Annotated in this window: 16 protein-coding genes; 6 read left to right on the forward strand and 10 right to left on the reverse strand. The window is 69.7% G+C overall.

Annotation, left to right across the window (positions count from 1 at the left end; all coding sequences use genetic code 11):
- Window positions 1-48: 48 nt before the first annotated feature.
- Window positions 49-1,044 (reverse strand): stage II sporulation protein M, encoded by a 996-nt coding sequence (locus ACZBH1_RS01280; RefSeq protein WP_336398486.1) that lies wholly within the window; start codon window positions 1,042-1,044, stop codon window positions 49-51.
- Between the two features lie 16 nt (window positions 1,045-1,060).
- Between ACZBH1_RS01280 and ACZBH1_RS01285 the strand changes: the two genes are divergently transcribed.
- Window positions 1,061-1,933: an RDD family protein gene (locus ACZBH1_RS01285; protein ID WP_463645247.1), complete on the forward strand. Its 873-nt coding sequence runs from the start codon at window positions 1,061-1,063 to the stop codon at window positions 1,931-1,933.
- Window positions 1,934-1,957: 24 nt separating this feature from the next.
- Here the strand turns inward: ACZBH1_RS01285 and ahcY are convergent, their stop codons facing one another.
- Window positions 1,958-3,457 carry an adenosylhomocysteinase gene (gene ahcY / locus ACZBH1_RS01290; protein ID WP_463645248.1) on the reverse strand — a complete coding sequence of 500 codons (1,500 nt, stop codon included), beginning with the start codon at window positions 3,455-3,457 and terminating at the stop codon, window positions 1,958-1,960.
- 39 nt (window positions 3,458-3,496) lie between these two features.
- Window positions 3,497-3,703 carry a DUF3499 family protein gene (locus ACZBH1_RS01295; protein ID WP_109210080.1) on the reverse strand — a complete coding sequence of 69 codons (207 nt, stop codon included), beginning with the start codon at window positions 3,701-3,703 and terminating at the stop codon, window positions 3,497-3,499.
- A gap of 79 nt (window positions 3,704-3,782) precedes the next feature.
- Here ACZBH1_RS01295 and ACZBH1_RS01300 point away from each other — a divergent pair, with 79 nt between their 5' ends.
- The gene (locus ACZBH1_RS01300; RefSeq protein WP_336398483.1) at window positions 3,783-4,223 is read left to right on the forward strand and encodes a metallopeptidase family protein; all 441 of its coding nucleotides are present in this window, start codon (window positions 3,783-3,785) and stop codon (window positions 4,221-4,223) included.
- Between the two features lie 33 nt (window positions 4,224-4,256).
- Here the strand turns inward: ACZBH1_RS01300 and ACZBH1_RS01305 are convergent, their stop codons facing one another.
- The 4 genes from ACZBH1_RS01305 to manA form a co-directional block, all read right to left on the reverse strand.
- Window positions 4,257-5,675 carry a DUF5719 family protein gene (locus tag ACZBH1_RS01305; protein WP_452325261.1) on the reverse strand — a complete coding sequence of 473 codons (1,419 nt, stop codon included), beginning with the start codon at window positions 5,673-5,675 and terminating at the stop codon, window positions 4,257-4,259.
- The gene (locus ACZBH1_RS01310; protein ID WP_463645249.1) at window positions 5,672-8,533 is read right to left on the reverse strand and encodes a glycosyltransferase; all 2,862 of its coding nucleotides are present in this window, start codon (window positions 8,531-8,533) and stop codon (window positions 5,672-5,674) included. The genes ACZBH1_RS01305 and ACZBH1_RS01310 overlap by 4 nt, the downstream gene beginning before the upstream one ends.
- A gap of 87 nt (window positions 8,534-8,620) precedes the next feature.
- Window positions 8,621-8,947: a WhiB family transcriptional regulator gene (locus tag ACZBH1_RS01315; RefSeq protein ID WP_194397809.1), complete on the reverse strand. Its 327-nt coding sequence runs from the start codon at window positions 8,945-8,947 to the stop codon at window positions 8,621-8,623.
- A 182-nt stretch (window positions 8,948-9,129) separates the two neighbouring features.
- The gene (manA, locus tag ACZBH1_RS01320; protein ID WP_463645251.1) at window positions 9,130-10,281 is read right to left on the reverse strand and encodes a mannose-6-phosphate isomerase, class I; all 1,152 of its coding nucleotides are present in this window, start codon (window positions 10,279-10,281) and stop codon (window positions 9,130-9,132) included.
- Between the two features lie 130 nt (window positions 10,282-10,411).
- Here manA and ACZBH1_RS01325 point away from each other — a divergent pair, with 130 nt between their 5' ends.
- Window positions 10,412-11,845: an O-antigen ligase family protein gene (locus ACZBH1_RS01325; RefSeq protein WP_378882547.1), complete on the forward strand. Its 1,434-nt coding sequence runs from the start codon at window positions 10,412-10,414 to the stop codon at window positions 11,843-11,845.
- The gene (locus tag ACZBH1_RS01330; protein WP_463645252.1) at window positions 11,842-13,197 is read left to right on the forward strand and encodes an O-antigen ligase family protein; all 1,356 of its coding nucleotides are present in this window, start codon (window positions 11,842-11,844) and stop codon (window positions 13,195-13,197) included. Before ACZBH1_RS01325 ends, ACZBH1_RS01330 begins: the two co-directional genes overlap by 4 nt.
- A gap of 14 nt (window positions 13,198-13,211) precedes the next feature.
- On the opposite strand, the gene ACZBH1_RS01335 is transcribed toward ACZBH1_RS01330, so the two are convergent.
- The 3 genes from ACZBH1_RS01335 to rfbA are packed head-to-tail and all read right to left on the reverse strand — an operon-like array spanning window position 13,212 to window position 16,488.
- The gene (locus tag ACZBH1_RS01335; RefSeq protein WP_463645253.1) at window positions 13,212-14,621 is read right to left on the reverse strand and encodes a sugar nucleotide-binding protein; all 1,410 of its coding nucleotides are present in this window, start codon (window positions 14,619-14,621) and stop codon (window positions 13,212-13,214) included.
- Window positions 14,621-15,619, reverse strand: a complete 999-nt coding sequence (gene rfbB / locus ACZBH1_RS01340) for a dTDP-glucose 4,6-dehydratase (protein WP_463646639.1) — start codon at window positions 15,617-15,619, stop codon at window positions 14,621-14,623. Before rfbB ends, ACZBH1_RS01335 begins: the two co-directional genes overlap by 1 nt.
- Window positions 15,619-16,488 (reverse strand): glucose-1-phosphate thymidylyltransferase RfbA, encoded by an 870-nt coding sequence (rfbA, locus tag ACZBH1_RS01345; protein ID WP_463645254.1) that lies wholly within the window; start codon window positions 16,486-16,488, stop codon window positions 15,619-15,621. Before rfbA ends, rfbB begins: the two co-directional genes overlap by 1 nt.
- A 121-nt stretch (window positions 16,489-16,609) precedes the next feature.
- Here rfbA and ACZBH1_RS01350 point away from each other — a divergent pair, with 121 nt between their 5' ends.
- Window positions 16,610-17,599, forward strand: coding sequence for a glycosyltransferase (locus tag ACZBH1_RS01350; RefSeq protein WP_463645255.1), 990 nt, complete (start codon window positions 16,610-16,612; stop codon window positions 17,597-17,599).
- A gap of 121 nt (window positions 17,600-17,720) precedes the next feature.
- Window positions 17,721-22,685, forward strand: a complete 4,965-nt coding sequence (locus ACZBH1_RS01355; RefSeq protein WP_463645256.1) for an S-layer homology domain-containing protein — start codon at window positions 17,721-17,723, stop codon at window positions 22,683-22,685.
- Window positions 22,686-22,746: the final 61 nt, after the last annotated feature.

The following is a 22,746-nucleotide window of genomic DNA, read 5'->3' on the forward strand; positions in this document are numbered from 1 at the left end:
CCCTCCATCGTAGCTTTGTTTTGAGTCATTCAAAACAGTGGTAGTGGCTCAGCCGGCGACGAGCGTCGGGGTGCCCGTCTCGTACTCGGTGAGGTCGCCCGTCTCCCCCAGCCGGTGCGCGCGGCGTCCCACGACCAGCATGTAGACGAGGAACAGCGCGAGCGCGGCCGCGCCGATGCCGATCTTGACCGGCCACGGCCAGGGCTGCGCCGTGACGAAGCCCTCGATGAGCCCGGAGACGCCGAGGGCGATGACGAGCCCGATCGCGATCGTGGCCAGCGAGCGGCCCGTCGCCGCGAGCGCCTCGCCGCGCGAGCGGGCGCCGGGCGCCACCCAGGCCCAGAAGATGTGCAGCCCGGCCGCGCCGGCGACGAAGATGCAGGTCAGCTCGAGGAGGCCGTGCGGGAGGATGAAGAGGACGAAGACGTCGGCACGGTCGAACGCCGTCATCACGGCGGCGGCGGTGCCGACGCCGACGGCGTTCTGGACCAGCACCATGACCGGCCACACGCCCGTGATGCCGAACAGCACGCACTGCGCCGCGATCCAGGCGTTGTTGGTCCATACGGTGCCGGCGAACACGGCCGCCGGGTTCTCGCTGTAGTACTCGGTGAAGTCGTTCTCGGCGTACTGCTCGAGCTGCGCACGGCTGCCCAGACTCGCCACGAGCGCGGCGTCCTGCGAGACCCACAGGGCCACGATCGTGACGACCATCAGGAACGCCGCCGCGATGACGAGCGTCGTCCAGCGCACGCGGTACAGCGCCGCCGGCAGCTGGAGCGCGAAGAACCGCGGGATCTGCCGCATGACGTTCTCGGGGGCGCCGGTGAGCCGCAGCCGCGCCCTGCCGAGCATGGTCGACACGTGGTCGCTCTGGATGCTCCGCCCGGCCGACGTCTTCGCGTCGGCGAGATCGGCGGATGCCGCCCGGTACCGCGTCACCAGCTCGTCGACCTCCGCGCCCGACAGGCGCCGCGCGCGGCTGAGCTCGTCCAGCCGGGCCCACTCCTGGCGACGGGCGGCCGTGAGCGCGTCGAGGTCCATGCGCTTTACTGTAGCCATGAGCGCTCCGCCGTCCGTCCCGCCGCTGAGCGTCTCCCGCGGCGCCGTCGTCGACATCCACCAGGACGAGGTCCTCACCGGCGAGGCGGTCGCGCTGGACGTCCAGCCGCTGGGCTTCTTCCTCCGGGCGCTCGGCGTACTGATCGACATGCTGATCGGCGTCGCGATCCTGCTGCTGTTCGCGTGGGGGATGCTCTGGCTCGTGGGCGTAGGGGCCGTGGACAGCACGGTGGTGCCGATCCTGACGATCGTCGTGCTCGTTCTCGTGATGGTCGTGATCCCGACGGTCGTCGAGACGACCACGCACGGCCGCAGCCTCGGCCGCCTCGCCGTGGGCGGGCGCATCGTCCGCACGGACGGCGGAGCGGCGGGCTTCCGGCACGCGTTCATCCGCGCCCTCGTCGGCGTCTTCGAGCTGTGGTTCACGCTCGGCGCCGTCGCCGCCCTCGTCGGCGCGTTCACGCCGCGGTCGCAGCGACTCGGCGACCTCGTCGCGGGCACCTACTCCGAGCGCACGCGCACGCCCCGCCTGCCCGACGCGTGGATCGGCGTTCCGCCGGCCCTCACCGGGTGGGCGGCGGTCGCCGATGTCGCCCGGCTGCCCGAGCCGCTCTCGCGCCGCATCTCGCAGTTCTCGCGGTCGGCGACGAGCATGCAGCCGGCCGCGCGCACGCGGGTGGCAGCATCCCTCGCACGAGAGGCGGCTGAGCACGTCTCGCCGGTGCCGCCCGTCGATCCCGAGACGTTCCTCATCGGCGTGATGGCGCTGCGTCGCGATCGCGAGCTGCGGGCGCTGCAGCTGGAGACCGCCCGCGCGGACGCCCTGGCAGGACCGGCGGCGTCCCCGCCGCGCGGCTTCCCGGAGCGCTGATCCGCGCCGCTGCGGCGCGGTGCGTCAGTAGCGGTAGTGGTCGAGCTTGTACGGCCCCTGGACGGGAACGCCGATGTAGTCGGCCTGCTCCTCGGTCAGCGTGGTCAGCTTCACCCCGAGGGCGTCGAGGTGAAGGCGAGCGACCTTCTCGTCGAGGTGCTTGGGAAGCGTGTACACCGCGGTCGGATACTCGTCGCGCCGGGTGAACAGCTCGATCTGGGCGAGCACCTGGTTGGTGAAGGAGGCGCTCATGACGAACGACGGATGCCCCGTCGCATTGCCCAGGTTGAGCAGCCGGCCCTCGCTCAGCACGAGCACGCTGCGTCCGTTGGGCAGGCGCCATTCGTGCACCTGCGGCTTGATCTCGACCTTTTCGGCGCCGGGGAGCGACTCGAGCCCGGCCATGTCGATCTCGTTGTCGAAGTGCCCGACGTTGCCGACGATCGCCAGATGCTTGAGGGCGAGCAGATCGTCGACGGTGACGACGTCCTTGTTGCCCGTGCCCGTGATGAGGATGTCGACCTGGCCGGCGACATCGGCGAGCGGCGCCACCTGGTAGCCGTCCATCGCGGCCTGCAGCGCGCAGATCGGGTCGACCTCGCTCACGATCACGCGGGCGCCTTGCCCGCGCAGCGCCTCGGCCGCGCCCTTGCCCACGTCGCCGTAGCCGCACACGAAGGCGACCTTGCCGCCCATCAGCACGTCGGTCGCACGGTTGATGCCGTCGGGGAGCGAGTGGCGGATGCCGTACTTGTTGTCGAACTTGGACTTCGTGACCGAGTCGTTGACGTTGATCGCCGGGAAGAGCAGATCGCCGGATGCCGCCAACTCGTACAGGCGGTGGACGCCTGTGGTGGTCTCCTCCGTGACGCCCAGCAGGTCTGCTGCCATACGCGTGAACCGCTGCGGATCGCGCGCGATGCTCGCGCGGATCGTGTCGAGGATGATCCGGTACTCGGCCGGGTCGCCGGGCGCGGCATCCGGCACCGCCCCGTCCTTCTCGAACTCGACGCCCTTGTGCACGAGGAGGGTCGCGTCACCGCCGTCGTCGAGGATCATGTTCGGGCCGTCGAAGCCCTCGGCCGACCAGTCGAAGATGCGGTCGGCGAGGCGCCAGTACTCCTCGAGGGTCTCGCCCTTCCATGCGAACACCGGCACGCCGGCCGGCGCGTCGACGGTGCCGGCCGGACCGACGACGACGGCCGCGGCCGCCTCGTCCTGGGTGGAGAAGATGTTGCAGCTGGCCCAGCGCACCTGCGCGCCGAGGGCGACCAGGGTCTCGATGAGCACGGCCGTCTGCACCGTCATGTGCAGCGACCCGGCGATGCGGGTGCCCTTCAGCGGCTGCGACGCACCGAACTCCTCGCGCAGCGCCATGAGGCCCGGCATCTCGTTCTCGGCCAGGCGCAGCTGGTGGCGTCCCGCCTCGGCCAGCGAAAGGTCGGCGACCTCGAACTCGAAAGCGGAGGCTGCTGCCTCAGCAGCGGGGGCGCCGGCGGGCGCGACAGAGGTGTGAGTCGGCATCCGCCCATTCTCCCATGCGGATCCGGCGCACGAACGGGCTCAGGCGCGCAGGGTCTCGTGGCGCACCACCACCCAGCCCTTGGGAACCGAGAGCCGGTCGGTGTGGATCGCGCACAGGTCGTGCGCGTGCGGGTCGCCCACCGCGCCGAGGGGGCCGAGAGCCGCCATCTGGTCGCCGTAGTCGTAGGTGAGCGTCGACACCGCCTCACGGGCGCAGCCGACTTTGGAGCAGACTCTCTCGCGCATCGGCTCGACGCTACTGCCCCATCGACGGGAGCGACGGATGCCGCGCCGCGGCGAGGTGCGCGAGACCTAGGATGGGGGCATGGCGTGGCGTCGGACCCGGACCAGCGACCGCGTGGCGCGGCGGGCGTCGCGACACGGACGCCACGGGCGCGAGGGGCGGAGCTCCGTCGTCCGACCGCCGCTGCCCCCGCTGGACACCCGCGTGGACCGCTTCGACCTGTCCGTGGGAACGGCGGCGGAGTTCCTGCGCTCGGCCTGGTCGGAGCTGCGCGACGTGCGGTTCGAGGTCGCCGACATGCCTGCCGCGACCGGCGCCGACGGCATCCCCCGCTGGACGGTCCTGCCCGCCGAGCGACGCATCATCCTGTACCGGCTCCCCATCGAGCGGCTGAGCCACCTGCACCGCGACGACGAGCTGCATCGACGCATGCTCGTGGAGGGCGCCGTGTTCCGGGCCGCGGCGGAGTACCTCGACCGCGACCCCTGGGATCTCGGGCCGGAGCGCTTCCGGTACTTCTGACGCGACTCGGATCGAGACGCGGCCCGCGGCGGACTACGGGTAGACGACGATCTCCGGCGTGGCGACGTCGGCCGGCCAGATCGGGAAGCCGGCCAGCGCGCCGTCGCCGGCGAACGTCAGCCCCGCCCGCACCGGCGCGTCGGGCTCGAACAGGTACAGCGTGCGGGGCGCGAGACGCACGGCCACCGATCCGAGGGCGGGAACCGTGAGGTCCATCGTCGAGCCGCCGTCGGCGGCGACCACGCCGACGGTGACGGCCTCCGCGGCGGGATTCACGATCGAGAGCGTCGGCGTCGGGCCGCCGGGCGTCGCGAACAGCGACGGCACCGCGACCTCGGGCGACGGCGTGTACCACGCGAAGTCGTCGCCCTCTTCGACGCCCGTGGTCTGCCAGACCGCCGAGACGACGGGGGCGTCCGCCTCCACCGTCACCGTGTAGGTGCCGGTGCTGAGGCCGTCCAGCGCGAACGCCAGCGGGCGTCCCTCTTCGAGCGCCACCTCCTGCGGCTCGCGCACCGACTCCGCCCGTCCCACCGCATTGACGGTGACCCGGGCGGTGGCCGCGGCAGAGGGCGACAGCATCCGCAGCACGGTGGCCTCCGCCGGGGCCTCTGCCGCGCCGTCGTCCTCGCCGGTGTCGGGCTCGACGGTGACGCCGGTGATCACGGTGCGGGTCTCCGCCTGCGGCACGGGGCCGACCTGGTCGACCCCGCCCGGCGTGAGGGTGCGGATGATGCTCGCCTGCAGCGAGGCGTGGATGGGGGCGCCGACCGCGGAGACCCGTACGACGGGCGTCTCCTCGCCGAGCGCGAGGCCCGCCAGCGGAATGACCCGCTGCGTGCCGGGGGCGATCACGAGGTCCGAGCCGCCGGGGGGAACCTGCGGCCCGTCCACGCCGTACACGGTGAGCTGCACGGTCGCCGCCACCGTCCCCGGATTCGACAGCAGCACCAGATCCGCCGCGCCCGTCGTCGCCGACCCGCCCACCAGCCACGAGTCCAGCAGCGGGGGGCGGCACGCCGACGCGGCGAATCCGGCGAGGTCGGGCTCCGCCGCGGTGGCGGAGCCGGTGGCGGCGATGTCCACCGCCTCGTCGCCGACCGGCTGGGCGACGAACGCGACGGGGCCCTCGCCCACGTCCACCGTCTCGAGCCGCTCCTCGTCGGCGGGCTCGCCCTCGGCCACGCCGCCGACGACGGACTGCGGCACGGCCACCTGAACGGCGTCGGCGTCGGTCGGGTCCCGCCCGATCGTCAGGAGCGCACCGTCGCACACGATCATCGACGCCGCGGGCGCCGGCGTGGCCGTCACCTCCAGCGGCGAGCGCGCGAGGGTCGGCCACGGCAGCCAGACCGCCGTCACCACCGCGATCGCGGCACAGATCGACACCGCCGTGCCGATGAGGAGGCGGGCGCTCGAGGTCGCCCACCGGAACACGCGTCGGTCGCTCATCGCCCCTCCTGCCAGTGCGGTCCCACGATCCGCGGCGTGCGCCGCGCCTGGCGCAGCGACGCGCCCGTCGGCACGGCCAGGAGCAGCGCGATGCCGAAGACGACGAGCTGCGCGGCGGCGATCCACCACGCGATCATCGACACGGATGCCGGCTCCCCAGGCCGCTCGGCCACCTCGTCGACGACGCGCCACAGCTCGCCCTTCGCGGTGTCGCCCACGACCACGAGCGTCTCGCGCTGACCGAGCGCCGTCATCGCCGACAGGCGCACCGTGCGGGCGGCGTCGGTCTCGGGCGGTGTGGCCGGCGCCAGCAGGATGAAGCCGATGCCGCTCTCGCCCAGCTGCGCGACGACGTCCTCGGAGGACGGCGTCACGAGGTCCGCGGCGAGCCTGGCCAGCTCGGCGTCCTGCGCCGTGGGCTCCGTGCGGGCGGACAGCAGGGTGGTCTGGCCGCCGATCGTCTCACTCGCGCCCCACACCACCTGGGCGGCGACACCGGAGTCGGCCTGCGGGGTCAGCACGATCGTCCCGACGTCCGGATCCTCGCGGCCCTCCGCGGCGACGAACGCCGGGAGGGTGCTGGCCGGGCCGTTGGCGAGCGTCGCCGCACCGCGGGTGAACGCGGTGAGGGAGGGCAGCGCGAGCACCACGGCGCACCCGAAGACGAGCGCGGCGGCGACGCCCCGCACGAGGGCGACCCGCGGCGCGAGCCCGGCATCCAGTGCCACGAGCGCGCCGCCGAGCGCTCCCAGCCAGGCGAGGCTCAGCGCGGTTCCCGGCCACAGCGGCACGGTGAGCGACTGGATGAACTGGACCGACACGCCCGCGGCCGCGAAGGCCGTCGCCAGTCCGAGCGCCGTCACGACGAGGAGGCCCGTGCCCACGGCCCAGCGCTGCGTGAGCGGGGCCGCCAGGGCGAGGAGCGCGAGCGGGACGCTCAGCAGCGGCACCCACCACGTCGGGCCCTCCGGGAGGAGCGCTGCCCATCCGGCGAGGTCGGGGGTCGGGATGCCCGCCGCGAGCAGGGCCCGACCAGCGGCGTCCGCCGCGACCTGGGGTCCCGGCCACGGGACGCCGGGGTCGGCCACGAGGCTCCAGGCGCTGCCGCCCGCGAGGCTGTGCCAGACGAGGGGCAGAGCGAGGGCGATGGTGGGCACGAGCGCCCAGATCAGCCGCGCCACGCCGTGCCCCGCCCGGCCGAAGACGGCCAGCAGCACCGCGCCGATCCAGATCAGCGCCATCGCGGGGGCGAGGGACGGCGCGGTCGCGAGCACGGCGGCCAGCAGGATCGAGGCGGCGCCCGCACCCGCCCAGGAGCGGTGGGCGACCGAGCCGGCGTAGAACAGCCACGGCAGGAGCAGGTGCAGGATCACACCGGTCGGCCGGCCCTGCATGAGGGCGATCACGAAGGTGGGAGCGAGCGCCCAGACGGCGCCGCCGAGGAGTCGGAGCCCCGAGCGCTCGGTGACGCGCGTCGCCGCGAACCATCCGCCCAGAGCGGCGAGCGGGAGCGCGGCGATCCACAGCAGCACGAGCCCGCGGGACGGCGCCCACGGCGAGAGCGAGCCGAGGACGGCGACGACCGCCGCGAACGGGTCGGCCGGCCCGATGGTCGCAAGGCCGAGGGCACGCTGCCCGAAAGCCGCGTCGTTCCACAGCTGCCCCACCGTCGTCGCGAGGGGCTGCAGCGCTCCCCCGCCCAGCACCGGCCAGGCCAGGAGCGCGGGGAAGGCGGCGATGGATCCGACCAGCGCCGCGAGCACCAGCCACGCGCCGCCGCCGGAGAAGAACCGCAGGTCGCTGCGCCGGTGCCCGCCGATCGCCACCTCGGGCTCGTCGTCCAGCCGCTCGCGCAGCTCGGCCTGACTGGTCCGCAGCGGCGCCAGCAGCGCCCACGACGCCGTGCGGGCGCTGCGCAGGCGCCGCCGCCCGCGCCACACGGACGCGAACCCGACGAGCGCGACGGCGGCCGCCGCCCACTCGGGCGCGATGCGGCCCGGCTGCTTGCGGGCGAGGTCCGCGATGGTCCGCCACACCGCGAGCGGCAGGATCGTCAGCCAGTGCAGCGGCACCGCCGGCGCCGGCGCGTACACGAGGCGGCGGTGCAGCTGCGCCAGGCGAACGGCGTATGCCGTTCGGCGCCGCCGCTGCGGCGTGAGCGGAACGGGAAGGCCTGCCACGCCGTCCCCCGCGACCGCGACCAGCGCGCTGGGCACCAGCGAGACGCGCCCGCCGGCGAGCCGTGCGCGCACCCCCAGATCCAATCCCTCGTCCGCGCCCGCGAGGCCCCTGTCGAGTCCGCCGAGTCGCTTCCAGGCGTCGGCGCGGATCAGGATGCCGCGCACGTCGGTGCCGAGCACGTCTTCGCGGGCGTCGTGCTGACCCTGGTCCAGCTCGTCGTCGGCGAGCCCGACCGAGCGCCCGAAGCGCGTCATGCCCACGCCGAGGGACACGATCTCGGAGCGATCGTCCCACCGCACGAGCTTGGGGGCGACGAAGGCGACCGACGGCGACCGCTCCAGCGCGCCGAGCAGTCGCGCCAGCGCGTCCGGCTCGGGTGCGGTGTCCTGGGCCAGGAGCCATACCACGCCGTCGCCGAGATCGCCCGTGGCCTGCGCCACCGCGGCGGCGAATCCGGTCGACGCCGGCGCGCGCAGGATGACGTCTGGCCTGCCGGCATCGGCGACCTCGAACAGATGGTCGTCGCCGCCGCAGACGACGACGGTCAGCGTGTCGACCGAACGCGACTGCTGTCCGAGCGCCGCGAGGCTCCGGCGGAGATGGAACGCGGCCGGAGTGCGCCCGTCGGGACGCACGACCAGGACGGCGTGGACTCTGTTCGGCGTGTCGGCGGGCATGTCTTCGTCAGCCTAGGCGTGCAGATCCGTCACGCCGGGCGAACGCGCCGGGCCGACCGGATCGGACCGGTCGGCCGCGGCGTGCGTTCAGCCCGCTCGGCGCTTCAGCTTGCGACGCTCCCGCTCGCTCAGCCCGCCCCAGATGCCGAACCGCTCGTCATTCTGCAGCGCGTACTCGAGACATTCCCCCCGAACGTCGCACGACGTGCAGATGCGCTTGGCATCTCTGGTGGAGCCGCCCTTCTCAGGGAAGAACGCCTCCGGATCGGTCTGCGCACAGAGTGCGTCGGTCTGCCACGCGAGCGGATTGTCTTCTTCCGCGTCGACGTTGCGGCGTACCCCCGGAACCCCCAGTTGAACCGGATCGACGAACCAGTCGTCGGGAACGCCGGAACGGAATTGCGAAACCGTCATGTCGTTCTCACCCCCCGAGATCCTGCTCCACGCTGGTGCGTGTACGGCTAATTACACCCGTGTAGTTCGGTGAGGTCAAGTCGCAGATAGTAAAGGCTCAACCGGCTCTTGAACCTTCACGACGCGCCGACGGCGTGTCGCACTGTGTAACGGTCCGGTGAGAAAGCCGCCCTGGGGCGTCCTCACCGCCCCGGCAGCGCGATGAACAGCTCACCCTCGCCCGACACCCGCACTCCCCGCTCGTCCGGGGTGACGAGCACCGCGGCGCCCGGCACCAGCTCCGCCCGTCCGCCCGAGGCGCGACCCGACACGGTGACGGCGCCGCCGGTCGCGAGGGCGATCGCGGGGCCCTCGAGCGGCACGTCGATGCCCGCGTCGTCGCGCGGCGAGGCGGTCAGCAGCGCGAAGTCCTCGACCGGGACGTCGTAGCGACCGACGCCGTCGCCGACCGGCCGCGCCCGGATCACGGGCGGAAGGCCCGGCGCAGGGTCGAGCACGCCGACCAGCTCCGCGGCATCCACGTGCTTGGGGGTCAGGCCGCCGCGCAGCACGTTGTCGCTGGCTGCCATGAGTTCCACGCCGAGCCCCTCGAGGTAGGCATGCAGGACCCCCGCCGGCACGAACAGCCCCTCGCCGCGGCGCAGGGTCACGAGGTTCATCAGCAGCGCGACGACGATGCCGGGGTCGCCGGGGAACGCCTCGTCCAGCGTGCGGGCGAGCTCCAGCTCGGCGGCGAACTCGTCGGAGCGGGCGGCGACCGCGGCGGCGATGATCTCCTTCGCCGCGTCGGCGCCGTCCGACAGCACCCAGCCGATGACGGCCGCGAGCGAGGCATCCGGATCGGCGAGCCTGTCGGCCAGCGGAGCCGCTCCCGCACCCAGCTCGTGCACGAGGCGGCGCGTCGCGTCGATCTCGCGCAGCCCCGCCAGCGCGCGGAAGGTCTCGCTCAGCGCCACGATGAGCTCCGGCTTGTGGTTGCGGTCGCGGTAGGTGCGCTCGCCCGCGTCCCGGGGGATCCCGGCGGCCTCCTCGCGCGCGAAGCCGGCTTCTGCCTGGGCGATGGAGGGATGCGCCTGGATGGACAGGGCGGATGCCGCAGCCAGGAGCTTCAGCAGGTACGGCAGCGGTCCGTCCACGCCGGCGGCGGCGCCGTCCTCGGCGATCCAGCGGTCCAGCGTGCGCCCGTCCGGGGTGTCGGCCGGGTCCCCCGGGTGGTCGCCGAACCACACCTCGGCCTCGGGGCGGCCGGACGGCTCGCGCCCTTCGAGCTCTGCCAGCAGGGACGGGGAGCCCCACGCGTAGTCGCGGGGGTCGTTCGCAAGCGGAATCAGCACGCGCCTCAGCCTAGCCACGGCCCTCGCACCCCTCCTCGCCGTGCGTCATCCGCGGACCCGCCTCCGGTCGCGCGGCGCGGGGTCCTGCGAGCGGCGGGGCGGACGGGGTCGCGCGGGTACTCTGAGAGCGATGGCCGTCCACTCGAAGCATCCGGCGTCGGCGCCGCCCGGACCGCCGGTCCGCGAGAAGACCGGCCACCTGCTGCTGCGCGGCTGGTGCATCTTCGTCCTGTTCATGTCGCTGTCCGGCACGGCATGGGTCAACGCGTTCGGAGAGCTTCCGGCGGCCGTCGTGACCATCGGCGGCGGCGTCCTCTCGGCGGTGCTGTGGATCGTCGTCCGCCCTCCGGTGCAGTGGCGCCGCCTGCCCTGGTTCGTCGTGGCCTACGTCGTGTGGGCGACGGCGTCGCTGGCGTGGTCGGCGTGGCCGCAGACCACGGCGATCACCCTGCTGCTGCTGTACATCACGACCCTGCAGGCGCTCTTCATCGGCAGCGTCCTGACGTGGCGCGAGCTGGTGGGTGCGGTCGCGTCCGCGCTGAAGTGGGTCGTCGCGCTGTCGATCCTCTTCGAGCTGTGGGTGTCGGTCGTCATCGGCGAGCCGATCATGCCCGGCTGGGTCGTCGAGAAGGCCGACGATCCGATCGAGTACTGGTCGCGGAACAACCTCTTCGATTTCCCTGAGCGCATCCAGGGCATCATGGGCAACGCCAACCTGCTCGGCCCGGTGGCGCTGCTGGCGATCATCGTCTTCGCGATCCGGCTGGCCGCGGGCGCGCCCCGCCGCGTGGCGCTGTGGATCTGGATCGGATCGGCGGCCTTCCTCTTCGTCCGCGCGTCCTCGGCCACGGCCTACCTCGCCGCCGCCGCGGTGGCCGTGGTGCTGGTCACCGCGCTCCTCATGCGCCGCGCGACGAAGCCGGGCGAGCGGACGAAGTTCTACCTGGGATACCTCGTCGTGGGCGTGGGTGGCCTGGTGGCGCTCTGGCTGCTGCGGGATGCCGTCTTCAGCGCCCTGGGACGCAGCGCCGACCTCACCGGCCGGGAGCGCATCTGGGACGCGGTGCTGGCCCGCACCGCGGAGCGGCCGTGGGTCGGCTGGGGCTACGCGACGCCGTGGATCCCGTCGGATCCGGCGTTCGACGGCTGGGTGGTCGATCACGGCCAGACCGTCATGCAGGCGCACAGCATGTGGATCGACGTGTCGATGCAGCTCGGGATCGTCGGCGTGGTGCTGCTCGCGCTGCTCTTCTTCGCCTTCATCTGGCGCTCGTGGTTCTTCGCCGTCGACCGGCCGCGCTGGGATCTCCGAGCCGACCGGCCGTACTCGCCGCTGACCCTGCTGCCCACGCTGGTGGGGGCGATCCTCCTGGTGCAGGGGCTGGCCGAGTCCAGCCCGCTGCTGCTGTGGGGCTGGCTCTTCGTCGTCATGCTCGGCGGCAAGATCAAGCAGTCCCCGCACGTGGGGGTCGGTCCCGCCGAGCAATCGGCCGCGATCGAGCGCGGTGAGGCCGTCCGCCCGGACGAGTCCGTCCCCCGCGACCGCCCGGGGCCGGGCGCGTGAGCGACTCGCCCGCGCCGACGGCACCCGGATGGCCGGGGGCGCTGCTGAACTCGGCATCCTTCGCCCGCGCGTTCACCGTCACCGTCTTCGGCACCGTCTTCGCGTCCTTCGCGATCGAGCGCATCGCCGGGCACGTCACCTATGTCACCGTGGTCGCCGGGCTGTGCGTGCTGGGAGCGGCGGTGATGATGGTGCGCCGGGGCGAGGTCTCGCTCCTGCGGCTGGTGCCCACGAGCGTGGTCGTGTTCGTCGGCTGGGCACTGGCGAGCGTCTTCTGGAGCGGCGAGCCGACCACCTCGTTCTGGAGCTGGGTCTCGATGGCCGCGATCGCCTTCCTCGCCGTGGTGATCGGACACGTGCGGGACACGCTGCAGACCGTCCGGGCCCTCGGCGACGTGCTCCGCGTGCTCCTGGGGCTCTCCCTCGCCGTCGAGGTGCTCTCCGGCATCCTGCTCGACGTCCCGTTCCGCTTCCTCAGCGTGCAGGGCAACCTCGCACAGCTGGGCCCGGTCCAGGGCATCTTCGGAACGCGCAACCTCCTCGGCTTCGTCGCCGTGCTCGCTCTCATCACCTTCCTGATCGAGTACCGCACGCAGTCCGTCGCGCCCGGCGTGTCGGTGGCCTCCGTCGTGCTGGCGGGCGGCCTGGCCGCCCTGAGCGACTCCCCCACGGTCGTCGTCCTCGCCCTCGCCGTGGGCCTGGCCGTCGGCGCCCTCGCGCTCGTGCGCCACGCGCGCCCCGAGCGTCGCGCCGGACTGCAGCTCGCCCTCGGCGCCCTGGTCGTCGTCGGCGTCTTCGTCGGCTATGCGGCGCGGCATCCGATCATCGCCCTGCTCGGGGCCGGCACGGACTTCTCCATGCGCGTCGACCTCTGGAACTTCATGGTCGACATCCTGCGGCAGAGGCCCGTGCAGGGATTCGGCTGGTTCGGTGTGTGGGACCCGCGGGAGTACCCCTTCAACGCCATCAACTTCTGGGTCGACGCCGACCACGCCACCGGGTTGAACGCCTACTTCGACGTGGCGCTGCAGCTCGGCTGGGTGGGGCTGGTGCTGTTCCTCGCCCTGGGCGCCCTCGCCCTCGCGCGCGCGTGGCTGGTCGCCGGCGAGCGTCGCTCGGTGGTGTACGCGTGGACACCGCTCATCCTCGTGGCGCTCCTGGTCGACTCGATGTTCGAGAGCTTCACGCTCACCGGCCTCGGCTGGCTGATGCTCGTGCTGTGCGCGGTGCGCGCGGGCCAGTCCCGCTCGTGGCGCGAGCGGCTGGACAGCGGGACGGATGCCGGCGGCGGGGCGGGCGCGAGCGGCTCCGGGCTTCCCCACGACCAGGGACCGCACGGGACGGCGGGGTAGTGCCGCAGGGCGAGTCAGGGCGCCAGCGCCTCGTCGAGCGCCGCCAGCGGGTCCGCCGGGACGAAACCCGTCGCCTCGACCTTCGACAGATCCAGGACGCTGTTGCGGGGACGCGGCGCGACAGGCCCCTCGGCAGACGCGAAGTACTCCGCGGTGGTCACGCCCCGGACGCGGGCGGGGTCGTACCCGGTCAGCGCGAACACGCGGCGTGCGACGTCAGCCCAGCTGACGGCAGCGCCTCCGCCTGTGAGGTTGTAGACGCCGGAGGGTGCCTCGACGGTCAAAAGGTGACGGATACCTCGTGCCAGCTCGGTCGCCGGGGTCAGCCGACCGATCTGATCCTCCACGACAGCCGGGTCGACGCCGCGCTTCGCCAGCGCCGCCATGGTTCGCACGAAGTTCTTCCCGCTGCCCACCACCCAGGATGTGCGGATCACATAGTGGTGCGCCACCGTGGCCGCCACGAGGTCGGCGGCCGCTTTCGTCTGGCCGTAGACTCCCAGCGGCGACAGCGCGTCATCCTCGCGATAGGGACGGTCGAGTGTGCCGTCGAAGACGTAGTCCGTCGAGATCTGAACCAGCGTGATCCCATGCTGAGTGGCGAGATTCGCGAGCGTGGCGGCTCCCGAGGCGTTCACGGACCAGGCCGTTCTGCGGCCGGATGCCGTCTCCGCAGCGTCCACCGCTGTGTAGGCCGCCGCGTTGACGATGACGTCGTAGTCCCCCCAGCGCCGCGCGGAGTGCAGGGTCGGCGACGTGAGATCGACCTGAGTGCGGACGGCGTATTCGACGTGCGCCGCGCCTGCGTACTCGTGCCGCAGCGCGCGCCCCAACTGCCCGTCCGCTCCGACGACGAGTATCTTGCGTGGCGGCACCGGCTGGACGTCGGCAAGCCGCGGGTGCGCACGATCCTTCGTGGAGATCTCCGCGTGCTCCAGCGGGATGGGCCACGGCACCGACGCCGTCTCGTCGGCGACGTTGAGGAACGTGTACGCGGCATCCGCGGACCAGTGATCGTCGACCAGGTACACGTACGCCGTGTCGGGCTCCAGCGTCTGATAAGCGTTGCCGACACCGCGCGGCACGAAGACCGCTCGCGAAGGATCGATCTCGGCCGTTACGACCGCGCCGAACGTGGGACCCTCTCGCAGGTCGACCCAGGCACCGAAGACGCGACCTGTCGCGACCGACACGAACTTGTTCCACGGCTCGGCGTGGATACCGCGCGTCGTGCCCGCGGCGTCGTTAAACGAGATGTTGTTCTGAACCGGTTCGAACGCAGGCAATCCGGCCGCCGTCATCTTCTCCCGCTGCCAGTTCTCCTTGAACCAGCCGCGGTTGTCGCCGTGGACGGGCAGGTCCCAGAGCACGAGGCCGGGGATCGACGTGCCGGTGGACGTCAACGGCTTTCCGAACCTCGTCATCACTGCCCTTGCGACGCGTAGAACGCCTCGACGCCGTCCTTCGCACACGCCCACCACGACTCGTTCTCGCGGTACCAGCGGATGGTGTCGGCAAGGCCCGCGTCGAAATCCCTGAAGCGCGGCTCCCAGCCGAGCTCGGTGCGCAGCTTCGTGGGGTCGATCGCGTACCGCAGGTCGTGGCCGGCCCGGTCCGTCACATGGTCGTACTCATCCCGCGGCCGACCCATGAGCTCGAGGATCGACTCGACCACCGCCTTGTTGTCCTTCTCGCCGTCGGCACCCACCAGGTAGGTCTCGCCGACCTCCCCCCGATCGAGGATCGCCAGCACCGCCGACGAGTGGTCATCGGCGTGGATCCAGTCGCGGACGTTCTCGCCGGTCCCGTACAGCTTCGGTCGGTTACCGCGAATCACGTTCGTGATCTGGCGGGGGATGAACTTCTCGACGTGCTGATACGGCCCGTAGTTGTTGGAGCAGTTCGAGATGGTCGCCTGCACTCCGAACGAGCGGACCCACGCACGCACGAGAAGGTCCGAGCCCGCCTTCGTGGATGAGTACGGGCTGGACGGGTTGTAAGGGGTGGACTCCGTGAATCGCGACGGGTCGCCCAGTTCGAGATCGCCGTACACCTCGTCGGTCGACACGTGGTGGAGCCGCGTCCCGTGCCGGCGCGCGGCTTCCAGGAGCGTGAAGGTGCCGATCACGTTGGTGTCCAGGAACGGGCGAGGATCGTGCAGCGAATTGTCGTTGTGCGACTCGGCGGCGAAGTGCACGACCGCGTCGACGCGCGGGAACAGCTGGTCGACCAGTTCAGCGTCCGCGATGTCGCCGCGGACGAACGCGAGACGCTCGGCCGGGATCCCGTCGAGCGAGGCAGTGTTTCCGGCATAGGTGAGCTTGTCAAGGACAGTCACGTGGTCGTCCGTATGGGCGATCACGTGGTGGACGAAGTTCGACCCGATGAATCCGGCTCCGCCGGTGACGAGCAGGCGGCGCATCATCGGCCCCGCTCCAGCAGTCCGAGGAGGTAGCGTCCGTAGCCTGACTTCGTAAGGGCTTCGGCGCGCACGCGAAGCGCCTCGTCATCGAGGAAGCCCTGCCGCCACGCCACCTCCTCCGGTGCGCCGATCTTCATCCCTGTGCGCCTCTCCATCGTGCGAACATAGTCCGCTGCGTCCGTCATCTGGTCGAACGTTCCGGTGTCGAGCCACGCCGTTCCGCGCGGGAGCACCTCGACGGCGAGCTTGCCCCGCTCCAGGTACGTGCGGTTGACATCGGTGATCTCGTACTCCCCCCGAGCGCTGGGGTGAAGCGAGCGTGCGATCTCGATGACGTCGTTGTCGTAGAAGTACAGGCCGGGGACGGCGAAGTTGCTCCTGGGCTCTTCGGGTTTCTCTTCGAGCGAGATAGCACGGCCTTCGCCGTCGAACTCGACGACGCCGTACGCCCCCGGGTCGGCGACCCAGTACGCGAACACGGCTCCGCCGTCGACGCCTTCGAAGCGCGCGAGGCGTGTACCCAGGCCGGGGCCGTACAGCAGGTTATCACCGAGGATGAGCGCGACGGCGTCATCACCGATGAAGTCGGCGCCGATCGTGAATGCCTGCGCGAGGCCGGCGGGCGACGGCTGCTGCGCGAACGAGAGCGAGATGCCGAATTGGGACCCGTCCCCAAGAAGCCGGTGGAACGACGGGGCGTCGTGCGGCGTGGTGATGACCAGCACCTCTCGGATCCCGGCGAGCATGAGTGTGGACAGCGGGTAGTAGATCATCGGCTTGTCGTACACGGGGACGAGCTGCTTCGACACCCCCAGGGTGATCGGATGCAGCCGGGTGCCCGAGCCTCCGGCCAGGATGATTCCCTTCATGGGACGATCGTTTCACACTCGGGCGGTGGGCCATCGCTCAGGCTGGAGGATGTCGCACCGGGTAGGCTTCTGTCCGGCCCGACGTCTCGGCGCCCGCCGCCTCGTTCCCGGAGATTCCCCCGTGACCCACGTCCCGTCCGCCGCGCGATTCGATCCCGCGACCGCCACGATCGCGCTCGTTACCTACAACCGATCGGGCCTCCTGTCGCGACTGTTGGCGAGCATCACGCAGATGGATCCCAAGCCTGGCCACATCGTCGTGATCGACAACGCGTCCACGGACGACACGGCCGACGTGGTGGAGTCATTCCGGGAGCGCTTGGAGCCCTCGGCTCTCGTGTACTGCCGCATGGAGACGAACACCGGCGGCTCCGGGGGGTTCAGCGAAGGGATGCGCGTCGCCTACGAACTGGGCTCCGAGTGGATTTGGCTCATGGACGACGACGTCGAAGTCATCGCCGACGGTCTGTCCAAGATGGGCAAGTGGGCGCCCCGATTCAAGAGCATTCAGGGCCGGCGCTACGACTACGATGGCAGCCCCTTCTACTGGCAGTACCGCGTGGCGGAGCCTCTCGCGATCCCGATCCCGTTCGCCCCTGCAGGATTCGACGAGTCCGGCTACAAGCCAATGAACTCCGGATGCTTCGAGGGCATGTTCATCCACCGCGACATCGTGCAGCAGATCGGCCTCCCCGATCCTCGGTTCTTCATCTACTGGGACGACCAGCTGTACGGCTGGCTCGCGTCGCGCAAGACCCAGTCCGTCATCGTCGACGAGTTCGTGTTGCGGCGCACGCGCGAGATCAAGCAATGGGACATGGGCATACGTCACATGAACGCCTCCAGCAACGCGTACCGGTACTACATTATGCGCAACCGGGCATACATCAAGAAGTACTACCGGTCGCTCGGGGTCTACCGCGCGGTGCCGTTCGCCCTGGGGACCGCGCTGACGTTCGGCAAGGAGCTCATCCGGCTCTTCTTCGTCGAGCGCACCGTCCGCGGCACATCGAACCTGTTCCGCGGGCTCCGAGACGGCCGGAGCATCTCGAAGGACGCCTCCTGGCAGCCGATGCCGCCGCTCGAGGCGACGACCACAGAAGCCCTCTGATACTCGAAGTCTCTGCCGCCTGCTAAATTCTGATCACCCGACCAAGCGGACGGGTCTTGGGGGCTCTCACTTGGGGTATCACGTGTCATCGTCGCGCGCACAAACTCGTCAGTCCACCAGTGTGTCAACGCGCATCAGCCGAGGTTGGCTCGGCTGGACGGCGACGCTGGTATGGGTCACAATCGTCGCACTGCTCACACCAGTGGGCGTGGCGGCTGCAAACGACGAGGTTCGATCTCTCTCCGGCGTCGTCTCCTTGCCCGCGGGTGCGCCGGCGGCGTGGCTTCAAGGCGTGCAGGTATCCGCTCAGCCCAGCGCCGGGCCGGGATACCACTCGGTTTCGGTGGATCCGGTGACGGGTGCGTATAGCATCACGGATCTCGCGCCGGGGTCGTATCGAGTGCAGTTCCAGGTGAATTCATACTGGGACGGGATGGCTTCGGTGCGGCCGAATCTGGTTCCGGAGTACTACGAAGATACGACCGATTACATGTCTGCCGCGCTGGTGGATGTCACGGTCTCCAACGCCACCGGGATCGATGCGACGCTGGCTGAGGGTCGGTCGATCTCTGGGAAGGTCAGTATTCCAGAGGGGATGGATCCGCTGGCGTTGGGCGCCATCTGGGTGTCTGCCTCGGGTTTCAGCGGCAATGGCGGTTATGGCAGTGCCATGGTCGATCCTGTCACCGGTGAGTACTCACTGGTGGGGTTGGCGCCGGGTTCGTATCGGGTGCAGTTCCAGGTGAACTCCTATTGGGACGGGGATTCCTCCGTGCGGCCGAACCTGGTGAGCGAGTACTACGACGACGCGGTCGACTACATGTCGGCCACCGCCGTTGATGTCACCGCCGGGAACGCCACCACTATCGATGCCGACCTGGTGGAAGGTCGTTCCATCTCGGGAACGGTCACGATCCCGGACGATGTCGACCCGGATTGGATCCGAGGCGTTTCGGTATCGGCGTCCGGCATCGCCGGACTCAGCAGTGGATCGGGTTCGATCGATCCCACGACCGGCAACTACAGCATCACAGGGCTCGCGCCTGGTGCATACCGGTTGCAGTTCGGCGTCGGCTCATACTTCGACGGAGCATCGCAGATAACACCGAATCTCGTCTCGGAGTACTACAACGACACCACGAACTGGGCCTCCGCCACCCCGATCGATGTGACCGCCGGCGATCTCGACGCCATCGACGCCGCACTGGAGGAAGGCACCAGCATCTCCGGCACCGTCACCTTGCCGGCGGGCGCTTCCGCAGACTTGCTGCAAGGAATCAGCGTCTCCGCGATCGGCCCGGACGGAACGTCGAATTGGAACAGCTCCACACAGGTCGACCCTTCCACCGGAGAATTCACAATCACTCGACTTCCCGCGGGCGAGCACCGCGTCATGTTCATGCCCTCCGGCAGCAGCCTCCTCGCACCGGAGTACTACGACGACGCCACTTCCCTGGAAGAAGCCAACCCGGTCTCCACCGCCAGCGGAGACGCCACCGGCATCGATGCTCAACTCGGCTATGGGGCCCGCATGGGCGGCACCATCGACGTCACCGCGCTCCGCGCCACCGCATCCCCCGAAACGGGATTCGGCGTCTGGGTGACCGACGAGACCGGGCTCATCGAGTACACCGGTTACGGCGACCCGTTCTACGCAGACGAGATCCCGCTCCACGTCGGTGTACTCCGCCCCGGCACGTATCGAATCGCCATCATCACCTCGACGTGGGACGAAGCAACCAACACTTCCACACCCCAGTCCGCGCAATACCTCCGCATAGGGGACAGCGCCAGCATCACCGTCGAGGCAGGCGAGGAGATCACCGACCTGCACCTGACCGCCCGCGCAACCGACACCACCATCGCCGGCACGCTGACCGCACAAGGCTTCAACCTCGACCCGGTCGACGGGATCCTCGGCAGCGCACTGTTGTACGAACGCATCGACGACGACTGGGTCCGTCTCCCCGACGCCCGGTTCAACACCAACCAGAACGGCACCACACCGTTCACACTCAACGTCCCCTCCGGCACCTACACCGTCGGATACGAAGACGACTACTCCACCACTGGCATCGACACCACCGAACAATGGTGGAACACCAAAACCACACTCGCCACCGCCGACCCCGTCACCCTCGACAGCGGCCAGACCACCACCAACATCAACGGCACCATCCAGCCCAGCAACGACCAACCACAACCGACGACACGTGTGATTTCGGGTCGTGTGATGCTTCCTGCTGGAGTACCGGCCGGGTGGTTGGGAAGTGTGTCGGTTTCAGCGTCTCCTGCGTCGCCGAGCGGGTCGCCCGGGCCGGGATACCACTCGGTTTCGGTGGATCCGGTGACGGGTGCGTATAGCATCACGGATCTCGCGCCGGGGTCGTATCGAGTGCAGTTCCAGGTGAATTCATACTGGGACGGGATGGCTTCGGTGCGGCCGAATCTGGTTCCGGAGTACTACGAAGATACGACCGATTACATGTCTGCCGCGCTGGTGGATGTCACGGTCTCCAACGCCACCGGGATCGATGCGACGCTGGCTGAGGGTCGGTCGATCTCTGGGAAGGTCAGTATTCCAGAGGGGATGGATCCGCTGGCGTTGGGCGCCATCTGGGTGTCTGCCTCGGGTTTCAGCGGCAATGGCGGTTATGGCAGTGCCATGGTCGATCCTGTCACCGGTGAGTACTCACTGGTGGGGTTGGCGCCGGGTTCGTATCGGGTGCAGTTCCAGGTGAACTCCTATTGGGACGGGGATTCCTCCGTGCGGCCGAACCTGGTGAGCGAGTACTACGACGACGCGGTCGACTACATGTCGGCCACCGCCGTTGATGTCACCGCCGGGAACGCCACCACTATCGATGCCGACCTGGTGGAAGGTCGTTCCATCTCGGGAACGGTCACGATCCCGGACGATGTCGACCCGGATTGGATCCGAGGCGTTTCGGTATCGGCGTCCGGCATCGCCGGACTCAGCAGTGGATCGGGTTCGATCGATCCCACGACCGGCAACTACAGCATCACAGGGCTCGCGCCTGGTGCATACCGGTTGCAGTTCGGCGTCGGCTCATACTTCGACGGAGCATCGCAGATAACACCGAATCTCGTCTCGGAGTACTACAACGACACCACGAACTGGGCCTCCGCCACCCCGATCGATGTGACCGCCGGCGATCTCGACGCCATCGACGCCGCACTGGAGGAAGGCACCAGCATCTCCGGCACCGTCACCTTGCCGGCGGGCGCTTCCGCAGACTTGCTGCAAGGAATCAGCGTCTCCGCGATCGGCCCGGACGGAACGTCGAATTGGAACAGCTCCACACAGGTCGACCCTTCCACCGGAGAATTCACAATCACTCGACTTCCCGCGGGCGAGCACCGCGTCATGTTCATGCCCTCCGGCAGCAGCCTCCTCGCACCGGAGTACTACGACGACGCCACTTCCCTGGAAGAAGCCAACCCGGTCTCCACCGCCAGCGGAGACGCCACCGGCATCGATGCTCAACTCGGCTATGGGGCCCGCATGGGCGGCACCATCGACGTCACCGCGCTCCGCGCCACCGCATCCCCCGAAACGGGATTCGGCGTCTGGGTGACCGACGAGACCGGGCTCATCGAGTACACCGGTTACGGCGACCCGTTCTACGCAGACGAGATCCCGCTCCACGTCGGTGTACTCCGCCCCGGCACGTATCGAATCGCCATCATCACCTCGACGTGGGACGAAGCAACCAACACTTCCACACCCCAGTCCGCGCAATACCTCCGCATAGGGGACAGCGCCAGCATCACCGTCGAGGCAGGCGAGGAGATCACCGACCTGCACCTGACCGCCCGCGCAACCGACACCACCATCGCCGGCACGCTGACCGCACAAGGCTTCAACCTCGACCCGGTCGACGGGATCCTCGGCAGCGCACTGTTGTACGAACGCATCGACGACGACTGGGTCCGTCTCCCCGACGCCCGGTTCAACACCAACCAGAACGGCACCACACCGTTCACACTCAACGTCCCCTCCGGCACCTACACCGTCGGATACGAAGACGACTACTCCACCACTGGCATCGACACCACCGAACAATGGTGGAACACCAAAACCACACTCGCCACCGCCGACCCCATCACCCTCGACAGCGGCCAGACCACCACCAACATCAACGGCACCATCCAGCCGACCGACTACGCAATCCCCGCCCACGCACCTTCGGCACCGCGCGCGGTCGTAGCCGTTGCTGGCCCAGCCTCCGCTGCAGTCTCGTGGCAGGCGCCTCTCACGGACGGCGGCTCTCCAATCGCTGAGTACACCGTGCAGGCATTCCCGGGCGGGGTTGTGACGAGGACCACCGCTCTCTCCACCGTCATTGACGGTCTGCAGAGTGGTACGCCCTACACCTTCACGGTCACGGCGAGAAACGACGCCGGGTTGATGTCTTCCCTGTCCGCCCCGTCGGCTCCCATCATCCCCCTTCCGACGATCGTGTTCAGCGATACAAACGGACATGTATTCCAGGCGGAGATCGCCTGGCTCGCTGCGAACGGGATCAGTCGCGGTTGGGAGGTACGACCTGGAGTCTTCGAGTTCCGGCCCCAGAATCAGATCCTGCGTGGCGAAATGGCCGCCTTCCTCTTCCGCCTCGCCGGGCAGCCCTCATTTACACCGCCGACGACCTCGCCGTTCGTCGATGTCCCCACTTCCCACGTCTTTTACAAAGAGATTGCGTGGATGGCGTCGATGGGCATATCGAAGGGGTGGGCGACGCCCCACGGCACCGAGTTCCGAGCGGAGTGGTCGACATCTCGGGAGGTCATGGCGGCGTTCCTTTATCGCTTCAAGGACAGCCCGTCTTACACACCCACGGGCGATAGTCCGTTCCGCGATGTCCGACCAGGCCTCGTCTTTTATGGGGAGATTCTCTGGCTTGCTGCCGAAGGCATCTCTACCGGTTGGGATGCGGGGGCGGGATGCCGGGAATACCGCCCCGCACAGAACGTCCTGCGATCCGAGATGGCCGCCTTCCTTTACCGCATGGAGACGGGCGGAACTACGCCGGTGAACTCGAGCAACTGTCTGGCGTCGTAACTGCACCGCTCCCGGCGGCAGCGCTTCGTGGACCTGCTCAACAGCGACCGCCTCGACGAGC

Source organism: Microbacterium sp. ZXT2-5 (genome assembly GCF_055329545.1).

Bases quoted from the DNA above. Each gene is read 5' to 3' on its own strand.
- ACZBH1_RS01280 (WP_336398486.1), bottom strand. From the start codon at position 1,044: ATGGACCTCGACGCGCTCACGGCCGCCCGTCGCCAGGAGTGGGCCCGG.
- ACZBH1_RS01285 (WP_463645247.1), top strand. From the start codon at position 1,061: ATGAGCGCTCCGCCGTCCGTCCCGCCGCTGAGCGTCTCCCGCGGCGCC.
- ahcY (WP_463645248.1), bottom strand. From the start codon at position 3,457: ATGCCGACTCACACCTCTGTCGCGCCCGCCGGCGCCCCCGCTGCTGAG.
- ACZBH1_RS01295 (WP_109210080.1), bottom strand. From the start codon at position 3,703: ATGCGCGAGAGAGTCTGCTCCAAAGTCGGCTGCGCCCGTGAGGCGGTG.
- ACZBH1_RS01300 (WP_336398483.1), top strand. From the start codon at position 3,783: ATGGCGTGGCGTCGGACCCGGACCAGCGACCGCGTGGCGCGGCGGGCG.
- ACZBH1_RS01305 (WP_452325261.1), bottom strand. From the start codon at position 5,675: ATGAGCGACCGACGCGTGTTCCGGTGGGCGACCTCGAGCGCCCGCCTC.
- ACZBH1_RS01310 (WP_463645249.1), bottom strand. From the start codon at position 8,533: ATGCCCGCCGACACGCCGAACAGAGTCCACGCCGTCCTGGTCGTGCGT.
- ACZBH1_RS01315 (WP_194397809.1), bottom strand. From the start codon at position 8,947: ATGACGGTTTCGCAATTCCGTTCCGGCGTTCCCGACGACTGGTTCGTC.
- ACZBH1_RS01325 (WP_378882547.1), top strand. From the start codon at position 10,412: ATGGCCGTCCACTCGAAGCATCCGGCGTCGGCGCCGCCCGGACCGCCG.
- ACZBH1_RS01335 (WP_463645253.1), bottom strand. From the start codon at position 14,621: ATGACGAGGTTCGGAAAGCCGTTGACGTCCACCGGCACGTCGATCCCC.
- rfbB (WP_463646639.1), bottom strand. From the start codon at position 15,619: ATGCGCCGCCTGCTCGTCACCGGCGGAGCCGGATTCATCGGGTCGAAC.
- rfbA (WP_463645254.1), bottom strand. From the start codon at position 16,488: ATGAAGGGAATCATCCTGGCCGGAGGCTCGGGCACCCGGCTGCATCCG.